This window comes from Bacillus sp. G1(2015b), from assembly GCF_001482475.1.
GTDB classification, from domain to species: Bacteria; Bacillota; Bacilli; order Bacillales; family Bacillaceae; genus Bacillus; species Bacillus safensis.
Genome location: NZ_LKIC01000015.1, coordinates 22,330 through 35,130, shown reverse-complemented (window position 1 = coordinate 35,130; position 12,801 = coordinate 22,330). Strand labels below are relative to the sequence as shown.

The window sequence follows — 12,801 nt, the reverse complement described above, 5'->3', positions numbered from 1 at the left end:
ATTTTACGAAAGCACAAAAAAACAGCTTTCCTATAGAAAGCTGTTTCGAAGATGACCCGTACGGGATTCGAACCCGTGTTACCGCCGTGAAAGGGCGGTGTCTTAACCGCTTGACCAACGGGCCTTGCTTTATGTTCTAGTTAAAAGGATAGCGGCGGAGGGGATCGAACCCCCGACCTCACGGGTATGAACCGTACGCTCTAGCCAGCTGAGCTACACCGCCATAATGATAATGCGCTAAGAAGCACAAGAACTATAATACAAAGGATTCGCTTGTCCGTCAATAGAAAGTTATAAATTAAATGACGAAATCTCAAAAATGTCGGATGGATCATAAAAAAAGCACCTGCTGAACAGCAGATGCTTTGTTGTAAAAATATATAGAAAGCAGCAACAAGTTAACCTCTTCTTGCTCCGCGCCCCCCACGTTTTGATTCCGTGTTACGTTTTAAAGATGTTAAGCGATCTTCGCTATCTTTTAAGAATTTGTTCATTTTTTGTTCAAACGATTCCTTAGGACGGAAATCATTTCTGCTTGGTCTTGATTGTTGTTGAGGACGATCTTTTGCTTTTTTAATGGACAAGCCGATTTTACCGTCTTTTTCAACGTTAATCACTTTCACTTCAACTTGTTCACCGACTTTTAAATGCTCATTAATATCTTTTACATAGTTATCGGCTACCTCACTGATATGAACGAGACCAGTTGAACCGCCTGGCAACTCCACAAAAGCTCCAAAATTTGTAATGCCCGTAACTTTCCCTTGTAACTTGCTGCCAACTTCAATCGACATAAAAAAAGTGCTCCTCCTTAGACTTATAAAAAAATCTCATTTGTTCAATTATACATAAACTGAATTTTAAGTGTCAACAAGGCTAATCGCTCTTATTGCCCACATCAAAGATTTTTTCGCCTTTTTTGGACATATAATAGTCCCGTCGTGCCAGTTCGAGTACGTATTCCTTGCTTTTCAGCTTCTTAATTTCATCAGAAATATCTTCCTGCTTTGTTTGTAATTGCTTCAACTCTTTTTCGAGCGCAACCTTCTTCTCTTCTTTTTCCTTTAGTGAAGACGATTGCGACCAGAGGGCACTTGTCACCAAGACAGCAAACATGAGCACGATCACACCAAACACGGTAAGCCTTCTAAGGAGTCCGCGACGTTTGCGTTTTAAGCGCTGTGCTTGCTGTTCCATTTGTTTTTGATAATCATTTTGAATTTGTGCGATATTTCTTTTTCTCTTGTTCAAGGTTGAAGGCCTCCTCTCTTACTTTGTCCAGAATTGTTTCCATTTCGTTTTGATGGTACCAGATAATTTCTTGGCCCCTTGTAAAATTCCTGCTCCTTTTGAGAAAAACAATCTCATTGATGTTCGCCATTTTTCGGGAATCCGATGAATAATGGTCACATTGAGTAACCAGATGAGCGGATAACAAACAATCGACAGCACCTTCCACACGAGCCGAAACGTAAAACGAACTAGACGTAAGAGCGAGTGGAGCAAGAACAGAATAGCACTTATGACCAATGTGATCATCCAGCGGATCGGCTGGAAGACAATCGACATGACCAGCCTTTTCAGGAAGAGAACGGTCTGATATACACACATCATGATAAACTTGAGAATCTTGAGATACAGATGTTTCATCAATGCCTGATACATCGAGAAACCTAGAGCAACGGCTAGGAAAATATAAAGCCTGAATTCTCCCTCATTTGTCAGCAGCAGGACGTAAAAGAATAAGAGACCCTGCACCATCCAAAAAAGGAGATCGTGTATAGCCAAAAGCCATTTTGCTGTTTTTTTCCGGTTCACAAACAGCTTGTACGTATCAAGCGATGCGCCCAGCCAGATGCCCATCGCCGCCATGGAAAGCATCGTATAAAACTGGACTGTCAGCGTCATTTAAACAGCTTGCTAAAAAATCCTTTAGCTTTCTCCCCGTGCTGCTCATCAACATAGATTAAATCAAAGACACGCCCTTTGATCGACACAACGCCCTTTTCGACGTCTAGGTTCTTCATTTGCAGATTTTCTCCGCGGATGGCGAGAATCCCCATGACCGTCTCTAGCAGAAATTCCTCACTATCAAAGCTTTCCACTTGTTTGACACCCGTGATATCTAAATGCTTTCTGTTTCGCATTGTGACATTGTGCTCCGCGTCTGATGACAGCTTCGTGCCTTGAGGTTGATTATAATATTGATTCATTTCTACATCCCCCATATCTCATACTTGCATGTTACTGCATTGTATGTGATAAGAGGGTCATTTAGAACAAGCCCTATTCTGCTGTTTTTTCTTCTTTTAGCACAGTATACATGCCAGCCGCTTCTTCTTTTTTCGTCGTGTCCTTTAACTCGTTGACTTGAACAGTCACTAGCTTTTGACCAAAGCGGATTTGCAGCTCATCTCCTTCTTTCACGTCAGAGCTTGCTTTCGCCTGTGTTCCGTTAATAGAAATCCTGCCTTGATCAGCTACTTCCTTTGCCAATGTTCTTCTTTTAATTAAACGGGACACTTTTAAAAACTTATCTAGTCTCATGTATGTTCACCTCTTTCTATACGTTTCGCATCGTTCCAGAGATCGTCCATTTCCTCTAGCGTTAAGTCATCTAATGAACGTCCCATGTCCTTTGCTTTTTGTTCGATATGCTGAAAACGCCGCATGAATTTTGTGTTGGCAGAAGCGAGCGCCGTTTCAGGCTCTAGGTGATAGAACCGTCCAATATTGACGAGAACAAACAAAAGATCTCCAAATTCATCTTTCATCTGCTTCGTTGCACCTTCGTCCGTCTTCTCTGCCACTTCAACGAGAAATTCCTGCTTTTCTTCTTCGTATTTGTTCCAAATATCTTGAACATCTGTCCAATCAAAGCCTACCTTGGCGGCTTTCTTTTGGAGTTTATATGCCTTTGTTAATGCTGGAAGTGTCGCCGGAATCGATTGCAAAATAGAACCGGTCCGCTCTGGCTTCTCCTGCTGCTTGATTTTTTCCCAGTTGGCCACCACATCTGCTGCCTCAGAAACATTTGTGTCACCAAACACATGCGGGTGTCGCCGAATCATTTTTTCTGTAACATGCTGAATGACGTCATCGATTGAGAAATAACCGTCATCTTCGCCAATTTGAGCGTGGAGTAACACCTGCAGCAGCACATCGCCGAGCTCTTCCACCATATGATCTGGGTCATCTTCATCTATCGCTTCAAGCAGCTCATAGCATTCTTCAATTAAATATGGTTTGAGTGATTCATTGGTTTGTTTTTGATCCCATGGACAACCGCCCGGACCTCTTAATGTACGTATGACGTCACGGAAGGTGTCAAATTGTTGATAAAGCAGCTGTTCATCTTTAATTGGAGGAACATAAACACTTGTTAAGTTATTTATCGACACATCTCGATCAAGTTCAAATAAAGGAACGGCAGTAATCTGTTCCTGACTGCTTCCAGCTGCAGTCACAATATAAACTTCATAATCGTCAGGAAGCTTTTCCATCAGCGTGAGCTTCACATTCGATGCTGTCATCTGATCATATACCTGACAAATCAGGACGTGCTGGGTTAATTTCAGATCATCCGCTCTCATATCCCCTGCATCAACGAATTGTAATCCTTCGATGGGGTCAATCTGCAAGGAGTTGAATGTCGCATCTAAAAAGCTTTGTCCACCAGCGACAGACACCTCGATCCCGCGCTCTTTCTGCCCGGCGACGAGCAGCTGTACGGTCTTTTCTGCCACAAATGGATGACCAGGTACTGCGTACACAATGTCTTTTTCCGCTGCCTCTGCAAATAATATTTCGGTAATTTCCTGATACACCTGATCAAATTGATCGTGCTTTTCATAAATTTCATCAAAAAAGGTGAGAGATGGGACCTCCTGCATTAACTCTGCGGTAAGCGGATGGTCCTGCGTTCTCATATATACTTCTTTCGCCTGCTTCAGCTGCTTATATACACCGAGCGTCAGCTGATCCATGTCGCCTGCCCCGAGACCGACGACGGTAATCTTACCTGCCATTTTGATTCCCTCTCATCTGTTTAAAATATAAAATCTTTTTTCCTAATGGAATGAGTCTCCATTCCTCTTCCGTGAATACTTCTAGCTTAAGAATACTATATAAAAAGGCGAAACCACCAATAAAAACTGATGTCAGGCTCTCTAAAACGGAAAACGGACGTTTTTCAAAAGGGATCACCCAGGAAAACAAAGCCTGATATCCCATTAAGACCACAGCCATGAAGGCGGCTGATAAAAGAATTTTCACTGGGAATAGCTCTCTCAATGAAATCCATCCTTTATGCTTCAAATAAACGGCATTGAGCACGGCTGCTGTGAGAAAACCACATACAGTTGACCATGCGGCACCGTGGATGCCAAATAACGGAACAAGCGCAATCGTTAGAATCCATTTCACCAGCACGCTGATGATCACCACAACAGCGGGATACACAGTATGTCCGAGCCCTTGCAGTAAAGCCGCCTGCGTAATGGCAATCGACGTAAACGCAATCGATATACAGAATATTTGCAGGGCATCTGTGCCTAAATCATTACGAAAAAGCATTGTATTTACTGGTGATAAAATACAAATCAACCCAACAGCTGACCCAATCCCTAATACCGACGTGGTCTTAACCGATGACCGCACTTTTTGCCGTATCGTTTCATGCTCCCCATTTCTCATAGCTGCCGATAAAAATGGCACAAGAGAGGTTCCGATGCTGATGGCAAACACCGTCCCTAGCTGCAAGAACGGCTGACCTCGGTCATACACACCTTTTGCCGCCTTTGCCGCCGCTTCACTGAGACCCTCACTGCGCAGCAACGCATACAGATGAAAAGCATCAATCATTTGCATCCATAAAATAAGCAAACCGCTGACACAAATCGTCAATGTATACAGCACCAAACTCTTCAAAATATCTTTTTTTCGAAGTGTCGCCTGTTTGCCTGACATACTTGCAGCAGACTGTTTTCGATAGGTCAACCAAAGGAAAAGAAGCAAAATGAGCGACGCCGCACTTCCTGCGATAGAAGAGAACACCGCGCCCGCCCCTGTTTCATAAAGCGAATAGCCGTGTCTCACGAAATAAAAGGATAAAACAAGCAGGACGCCTACCCTGATGAGCTGCTCAATCAACTGAGAAACAGCCGTTGGAAGCATCAGCCCGTCACTCTGAAAAACTCCTCTCAACATCACAGTGAGCGGCAGAAATAGAAACACAAAAGCACTCATCTGGATGAGCAGAATTAATTGACTATCTGCCATAAGGCTCGCCATTGTGCCTGCTCCTATGTAAAGACAAAGAAATAAGACCAAGCTTAGTAAAGTGATATATACCAAGGATACCCTTGTAATGATCTGTCGATTCTCTTCCCCATGCTCACTCAGAAGCTTGGACACCATGACAGGAAAACCTGTTGTACCAAGCATGATGGCAATACCAAGGAAAGGATATACCTGCTGATAAATATAAAACCCTGTGTCCCCTACGATGTTTTGAAACGGGACACGGTAAACGGCACTTAGTACCTTTGATAACAGGCCTGCGATGGTCAAAATCACCGCACCCTGGAAAAGCCAATGCGGCTGATTCACAGCATTTTTCATGGATGACTCCTTTAAAATAGATCTACAGTTAAACGAACTCATTATATCATACGTGAATGAAAAGCCGTTTCTTTCTAAGGAGTAGACGGCACATGTCCCAATTTGTTTCATCCCATATAAAAAACCGACAAAATCAAATGATTTCATCGGCATTTTTTCGTTTTATCAAAATGATATAGAGTTATTAGACCTAATGTTCCATTTGACGGGCTAAGAAGCCAGCTGCCGTTTCTGCCGCTTTATGCTCCACTTCTCCCATTGAACGCTCTTTAGAAAATAAGACGACGGCGCCAATCGGATCTCCGTTTGCAACAATAGGTGCAATGGTATAAGCAGATACGTCATCATCAATACCATCGACAAGTTGAATTTCTTTTTTGCTTTCTTCTAACACAGAATTACGCTGATCCATTGTTCGTTCAAGTAAATCACTGATCGATTTGTTTAAGTACTCTTTTTTCGAACTGCCGGATACAGCAATATACGTATCTCGATCACAGATCAGGATGGAATGACCCAAACTGTCGAATAATGCATCAGCATATTCCTTCGCAAAGTCTCCTAGCTCACTAATCGGCGAATACTTCTTCAAAATCACTTCTCCATCGCGGTCGACGAAAATCTCAAGCGGATCTCCTTCCCGGATGCGCAATGTTCTGCGAATCTCCTTTGGAATAACCACTCTACCTAGATCATCGATACGGCGTACAATTCCAGTTGCTTTCATTCACTGCTGCCTCTCTTTCGTTTGATGATGTGTTGGGTGAATGGAACAAAAGCGTCCACTTTATGCAACATTCACCACTTGACCCTGAGTTTAGTATCCGTCACATCAAACGTAATATACACGAGAGACAAACAAAATTTTATGAAGATGGAATGGTTTCTTTTTTCACATCTTGAAGGCCTCGAAGCATATTAAGAACAACCTCAAGCCATTCCTCCGTTTTCTTGCCTTTCGTTTGGACAGAAATAATCAGCTTGCTGCCTTCCATTCCCAACCCAATTTCACGTCCATATTTACTGCCAAGCTCAAATAATTTTTGACCGTCGATTTCACTGCTTGCTTGCTCATCAAGGGTCATTCTGACAATGCCTTTCTCCATCTTGATCAGCTCGACACGTTCCTGGACAGCGTACACCTTCATTGTCGCAATCGTAAACAAGTCTGCCACTTCTTGCGGATATTCACCAAATCGGTCGATCATTTCATCCTGAAGCTCTTTTCGCTCTTCAATCGATCCAATTGCTCTGAACTGTTTATACATCTCAATCTTCTGCTTGCCATCCGAAATATAAGTGTCTGGGATGTACGCATCAATTTGCAGATCAATTTCTGGCTCGAATTTATCTTGAGCCGTTGTATCGCCTCTTCTTTCCTCAATGGCTTCTTTCAGCATTTGAGAATAGAGGTCGAATCCAACCGAATCAATGAAACCATGCTGCTGAGCCCCAAGTAAGTTCCCTGCTCCTCGAATCGTTAAATCACGCATCGCAATTTTAAACCCAGATCCAAGCTCTGTGAATTCTTTAATGGCTTGAAGTCTTTTCTCTGCAACTTCAGAAAGAACTTTATCTTTTCGATACGTGAAGTAAGCATAAGCGACACGGTTCGAACGCCCGACTCGTCCTCTTAGCTGGTACAGCTGAGAAAGCCCCATTTTATCAGCATCGTGGACGATGAGTGTGTTCACATTTGGAATATCGACTCCCGTTTCAATGATGGTGGTACTGACCAATACATCTGATTCACCTTCAAGGAAATTGATCATCACTGATTCCAGCTCGTTCTCACTCATTTTCCCGTGCGCATAACTAACTTTTGCGTCTGGGACTAGCATGGAGATTTCGTCTGCTTTTCGTTCGATATCTTCAACACGGTTGTAAAGGAAGTACACTTGACCGCCGCGTGCTAATTCTCGCTCAATTGCTTCTCTGACTAAAGCGCCGTTGTACTCAACCACATAGGTTTGAACAGGGAATCGGTTTTCAGGCGGTGTTTCAATAACAGATAAATCCCGCACGCCAAGCATGGACATATGAAGCGTACGCGGAATTGGCGTAGCCGTTAATGTCAGTACATCGATATTGGCTTTCATCTGCTTAATTTTCTCTTTATGCGTCACACCAAAACGCTGTTCCTCATCAATGATCAACAGCCCTAAATCCTTGTAGACGATGTCTTTTGAAAGAAGACGGTGTGTGCCGATAACCATATCAATCGTCCCGTTTTTCAGCCCTTTTAACGTTTCAGTTGTTTCTTTTCTTGTACGGAAACGGCTCAGCTGCGCGATTTTGACAGGGTAGTCTTGGAATCGGTCCATGATTGTATCAAAATGCTGCTGCGCTAAGATAGTTGTCGGAACTAGCAGGGCTACCTGCTTCCCGTCAGCAATCGCTTTGAAGGCCGCACGAATAGCCACCTCTGTTTTTCCGTAACCCACATCTCCACAAAGCAAGCGGTCCATAGGACGTTCCCGCTCCATATCCTGCTTAATTTCGTGAATCGAACGGATTTGATCATCTGTTTCCTGGTAAGGGAATGCAGATTCAAACTGGCGCTGCATCTCATGGTCAGGCGAGAAGGCATATCCTTTGCTAGCCTCGCGTTCTGCGTACAGCTTAATCAGATCATCTGCGATGTCCTGTACAGATGTTTCAACTTTTTTCTTCACGCGTTTCCAATCGCTGCCGCCAAGTTTGTACAGCTTTGGTTCTTTACCTTCTGATCCTACATATTTCTGGACCTGATCAATTTGTTCGACCGGTACATAAAGCTTGTCGCTTCCTTGATAATGAATATTTAAATAATCTTTATGAATGCCGCCGATTTCAAGCGTTTCAATTCCTAAATATTTACCGATCCCGTGGTTAATGTGCACCACATAATCGCCGACTTGAAGCTCTGAATAGCTCTTGATTCGCTCTGCATTGGTCAGCTTTTGCTTACGTGCCTGCTTTTTCACACGTTTCTTGAAGAGTTCACCTTCTGTGATCACAGCAATTTTTGATAACGGCAGTTCAAAGCCTGTTTGCAGCTCACCTTGTAAAATATACACCTGTCCGCTCACAAGCTCAGCGTCCGGTTTAGCAAGAGCAGCTTCAATGTCATAATCATGCAGAACAGACGATAGCTTTTCTGTCCGCTCTTCATCCGCACCTAAGAAGACAACTGTGTACTGCTGTTTTTTATAGCGTTCAATTTCACTTGCCAGCACATTCATCTGCCCGTGGAAATTCTGCATTTGCTTACTAGATACATTGACGATATTTTGCGGATTTGTCTGCTGGACATGTCTCAGGAACAAGGAGTAGTACAGAATGGACCTTGATTGCTGATTGATCAGTTCTTGGAACGGGAAAGAAAGAGATAAATCATGAAGAATATTCCCTTCTTCAAGCAGACTAATTGTCCAATCGGCTTCTTCCTGTTCAAGCTGTTCTTCCATCTCCTGAATTCTGCTGATTTCATCTAAAATAATAATCGTATCCTGCGATGTGTAATCTAGCAAACTAGCAGGCTTTTCATAGAAATAGGCTAGGTACTTCGTCATTTCCTGTGTCACGATGCCTTCTAGCAGCTTCTCGCGGTCAGCAGAAATATTTTGATGAAGCAGCTCTTTTTGCTGATCTGAGTTGAATTTCTTTAAACTCTTTGCCAGCCCTTGATCAAGCTGTTCAATGGCTCTCACTCGTTCAGGACCTCTCACAATCAGCTCTTTTGCAGGACCTATTTTGATTTCTTGAAGGGTTTCTAATGAACGCTGTGTATCTGAATGAAACGTTCGAATCGAGTCTATTTCTGTATCAAACAGTTCAATACGGATTGGATGATCTTCCGTTAACGCATAGATGTCGATGATTCCTCCGCGCACACTAAAATCTCCGGGCGCTGCAACCATTGACGTCCGGTCATAACCAATTTGTACGAGCTGTTTTGAAAACGCCTCCAAATCAATTTCTTCACCGATCTTTAAATGGATCTGACTCTCCTTCCAGAGCTCAACTGGCGGAAGCATCCTGCGCACCGCAGCAGCGGGAGTAACGATAATTGGGTTTTCTCCATTCGCAAGCCGGTTCAGGACATCTAAACGCTGTGCTCTCAGCTCAGGGCTTGCCACTGCAATTTCTGAAGCGATAAGTTCATTGACAGGATAAAGAAGAACCGAGCGATCCGGCATCACACTTGCTAGATCATCTGTTACCTTCTGTGCCTGATATAAATTGTGAGTCACAATAAACATTGGCCGCTTCAGTTCGTCTGATATCGCGGCTGTAAATAAAGATCTGACGGAGCCTGATAGTCCGGCAAGCAGCTGTTCTTTTAACCCTTCCTTTAGTCCATTAAAAATGGACTGAAAATCATCACTTTGTTTGATAAATGATTGTATGTTTTTCATTTGGCTCCTCCTCCCTGTTTGTTTAAAACAGAAAAACGCTTTGGTCTAATATCTACACCAAAGCTTTTTTATTGAATAAAAGTATGATACTGATGGTAATCAGGATTTCTTTCGAGCGCCTCTTGGCAATCCTCACAAATGGTTTGTACATGTAAATCACCATTTTCCCTATAAGAAATCATATCGTTTCTTTCCTCATTTGTTAAGTGATGAAATCCAAGTGCTTCACTTTGGACAGCGGATTCATCTAGACTGCCAACCTTAACACCACAGTGGCGGCAGTAATAATGCAAAGCCATACGTGATCCTCCCATGCTGAGATTTTATGATCAGTATGTGCTTTGCTTATCATTCTTATACCTTCTTGTTAAAATCATTCATCACTTCTAAAAATGGCTTTTTTAAAGCTGCTTCACAGGCCTCGACAGATGATTGAATGGCTGATGCGATGTCAGGCTGTTCCTCTTCTGAGAAACGTCCTAGTACGTAGTCAACGACCTTCATGCCGTTTTGAGGACGTCCAATGCCGATACGGAATCGGTCAAATTCAGGTGAACCTAAATGCTGAATTAATGATTTGATTCCATTATGCCCGCCTGCACTTCCTTTTGTACGTAAGCGAATTCGGCCAGTTGGCAAATCAAGATCATCATAGATCACTTTCAAATGTTCAAGGGGAATATCGTAATAGTCCATCAGCGGACGCACACATTCTCCTGATAAGTTCATATATGTAAGCGGCTTTACAAGTAGAACCTTATGCCCCGAAACAAACCCAGTTCCAAATTGTCCATGGAATTTTGATTGATTTAAAGGAATGTCCCATTTTTTCGATAGTTCATCTATTGTCATAAACCCGACATTATGTCTTGTTTTTTCATATTCTTTTCCTGGATTACCTAATCCAACGAATGCAATCATGAAACCAATAACCTCCTTTGTCACACAGCACACGCCTAAAAAATGAGCCAATCAGATTGCCTCATGTAAAACGTATGAATTCTTTTCATTCTAGCACAAAAGACGCAACCGCGGGAGGGTTACGTCTCTAAATGACCAGTTATTCTCCATCGTCATCCTTTTCTTTAATAGCCTCAGGTTCTTGCGGCTCCTCTTCGCTATCTGGCTCAGGAACCTCTGATTGCTGAGGCGGCAGAATGGATGCAACGACTTCTTCTGGGTCGTTATTGATTTGATAAGATGACTGAACAGGCAGATCAGCAACTGTTAAGACATCATTGACTTCTAAGTTTGTAATATCAGCTTCAATATTCTGCGGGATATCTTTTGGTTTCGCTGTAACAGATAGTTCAAATAGTGGCTGCTGAAGCACACCGCCATCTTTTACCCCTTTAGACTCGCCAATCAGCTGCACTGGTACATCCGCGTCAATTTCACGCTGTAAGTCAACGACTTGGAAATCAGCATGGACAAGTTCGTTTTTCAGCGGGTCTGTTTGTAACTCTGTCACCATCACAGATTTCGTTTCACCACCCACGTCTAAGGTAATGATTGTATTCTTCCCTTCATCACGTAAGGTTTTTAATAAATCGATGCTGTCTAATGAAACAGCCAGGCTGTCTGTATTTTTTCCGTATATGACACCAGGAACGTGTCCTGAATGACGGATTTTTTGCAGTGTGGAACGTTTGAAATCAGTTCTTTTATTTGCTTTTAAAGTTGCCATATTCAGCACCATCCTATTTCTTTTTTGTCACTACTCTCATAATTACCCATAACCGAATCATTTTAAACATGTTTGCCTGTGATTGATGAAAGCAAAAAGACCCTAAGCTGATGCCTAGGGCCTTTTTCCATAATAAAATTAGCTGAAAAGGTAGCTCACAGATTCTTCTTCATGTACACGGATGATGGCTTCTGCAAGCAAAGGCCCAACTGAAAGCGGAATGAATTTTCCAACTTTCTTGTCATCAGTTAATTGAATACTGTTTGTCACAACTAATTCTTTAATTTTAGAGTTTGTGATGCGTTCTACTGCTGGTCCAGACAATACTGGGTGCGTACAGCAAGCATAGACTTCAGCCGCTCCATTTTCAACAAGTGCATTTGCTGCAAGTGTAATAGTACCAGCTGTATCAATGATGTCATCGATCAGAATAGCCGTTTTGCCTTCAATGTTACCAATAATGTTCATGACTTCAGCAACGTTTGGCTTCGGACGGCGTTTGTCGATAATTGCGATTGGCGCTTTCAGACGATCTGCCATTTTACGCGCGCGTGTCACACCACCGTGGTCAGGAGACACAACAACGATATCATTCAAGTTCTTCTGTTCGAAATAGTTTGTTAAGATTGGCACAGCCATTAAGTTATCGATTGGAATATCAAAGAAACCTTGGATTTGCGGCGCATGAAGATCAAGTGCAATAACACGTGTAGCACCTGCTGTTTCAAGCAAGTTTGCAAAAAGCTTCGCAGTGATCGGCTCACGAGGTTTTGCCTTACGATCTTGACGTGCATATCCGTAATAAGGGATCACAATATTGACAGTTTTCGCAGAAGCGCGTTTGAGCGCATCCACCATAATGAGCAGTTCCATAATATGCTCATTGACTGGCGCACTTGTTGATTGAATGACATAACAATCACAGCCGCGGATACTTTCTTCAATATTGATTTGGACTTCACCGTCACTAAAGCGTTTAACAGAGCTCTTTCCTACATCAACTCCGATACGATCGGCAATTTCTTTGGCAAGTTCAGGGTTTGAATTCAAAGAGAAAATCTTTAAATTCGCATCAGCATAACGATTAGACAT

13 protein-coding genes and 2 tRNA genes are annotated in these 12,801 nt (G+C 42.7%); all 15 read right to left on the bottom strand.

Translation table 11 applies throughout. The annotated features are described in order from the left end of the window. Positions 1 to 52: 52 nt before the first annotated feature. A tRNA-Glu gene (locus tag AMR95_RS10005) sits at positions 53 to 124 on the bottom strand. Positions 125 to 149: 25 nt separating this feature from the next. Beyond that, positions 150 to 223, bottom strand: a tRNA-Met gene (locus AMR95_RS10000). Between the two features lie 175 nt (positions 224 to 398). Beyond that, positions 399 to 794: a S1 domain-containing RNA-binding protein gene (locus AMR95_RS09995; protein ID WP_008357409.1), complete on the bottom strand. Its 396-nt coding sequence runs from the start codon at positions 792 to 794 to the stop codon at positions 399 to 401. Positions 795 to 876: 82 nt separating this feature from the next. Further along, positions 877 to 1,251: an FtsB family cell division protein gene (locus tag AMR95_RS09990; RefSeq protein ID WP_003217952.1), complete on the bottom strand. Its 375-nt coding sequence runs from the start codon at positions 1,249 to 1,251 to the stop codon at positions 877 to 879. Positions 1,252 to 1,269: 18 nt separating this feature from the next. Beyond that, positions 1,270 to 1,908, bottom strand: coding sequence for a spore cortex biosynthesis protein YabQ (yabQ, locus tag AMR95_RS09985; protein WP_058838224.1), 639 nt, complete (start codon positions 1,906 to 1,908; stop codon positions 1,270 to 1,272). Continuing rightward, positions 1,905 to 2,213, bottom strand: a complete 309-nt coding sequence (gene yabP / locus AMR95_RS09980) for a sporulation protein YabP (protein WP_024425646.1) — start codon at positions 2,211 to 2,213, stop codon at positions 1,905 to 1,907. The genes yabQ and yabP overlap by 4 nt, the downstream gene beginning before the upstream one ends. Before the next feature lie 73 nt (positions 2,214 to 2,286). After that, positions 2,287 to 2,547: an RNA-binding S4 domain-containing protein gene (locus AMR95_RS09975; RefSeq protein WP_008341839.1), complete on the bottom strand. Its 261-nt coding sequence runs from the start codon at positions 2,545 to 2,547 to the stop codon at positions 2,287 to 2,289. Then, entirely contained in the window at positions 2,544 to 4,028 is a 1,485-nt protein-coding gene (gene mazG / locus AMR95_RS09970) for a nucleoside triphosphate pyrophosphohydrolase (protein ID WP_058838223.1), read from the bottom strand. The genes AMR95_RS09975 and mazG overlap by 4 nt, the downstream gene beginning before the upstream one ends. After that, a complete protein-coding gene (locus AMR95_RS09965; RefSeq protein WP_058838222.1) occupies positions 4,018 to 5,622 on the bottom strand; it encodes a putative polysaccharide biosynthesis protein in 1,605 nt (534 codons plus the stop codon). The genes mazG and AMR95_RS09965 overlap by 11 nt, the downstream gene beginning before the upstream one ends. A 190-nt stretch (positions 5,623 to 5,812) precedes the next feature. Beyond that, the gene (gene spoVT / locus AMR95_RS09960; RefSeq protein ID WP_003217990.1) at positions 5,813 to 6,349 is read right to left on the bottom strand and encodes a stage V sporulation protein T; all 537 of its coding nucleotides are present in this window, start codon (positions 6,347 to 6,349) and stop codon (positions 5,813 to 5,815) included. Positions 6,350 to 6,488: 139 nt separating this feature from the next. Further along, positions 6,489 to 10,022, bottom strand: a complete 3,534-nt coding sequence (mfd, locus tag AMR95_RS09955; RefSeq protein ID WP_058838221.1) for a transcription-repair coupling factor — start codon at positions 10,020 to 10,022, stop codon at positions 6,489 to 6,491. Between the two features lie 68 nt (positions 10,023 to 10,090). Further along, entirely contained in the window at positions 10,091 to 10,321 is a 231-nt protein-coding gene (locus AMR95_RS09950) for an anti-sigma-F factor Fin family protein (RefSeq protein WP_003217967.1), read from the bottom strand. Positions 10,322 to 10,376: 55 nt separating this feature from the next. Further along, positions 10,377 to 10,943 (bottom strand): aminoacyl-tRNA hydrolase, encoded by a 567-nt coding sequence (gene pth / locus AMR95_RS09945; protein ID WP_058838220.1) that lies wholly within the window; start codon positions 10,941 to 10,943, stop codon positions 10,377 to 10,379. A 139-nt stretch (positions 10,944 to 11,082) separates the two neighbouring features. Continuing rightward, a complete protein-coding gene (locus AMR95_RS09940) occupies positions 11,083 to 11,709 on the bottom strand; it encodes a 50S ribosomal protein L25/general stress protein Ctc (protein ID WP_039175914.1) in 627 nt (208 codons plus the stop codon). A 138-nt stretch (positions 11,710 to 11,847) separates the two neighbouring features. Beyond that, positions 11,848 to 12,801 (bottom strand): ribose-phosphate diphosphokinase, encoded by a 954-nt coding sequence (locus tag AMR95_RS09935; RefSeq protein WP_024425641.1) that lies wholly within the window; start codon positions 12,799 to 12,801, stop codon positions 11,848 to 11,850.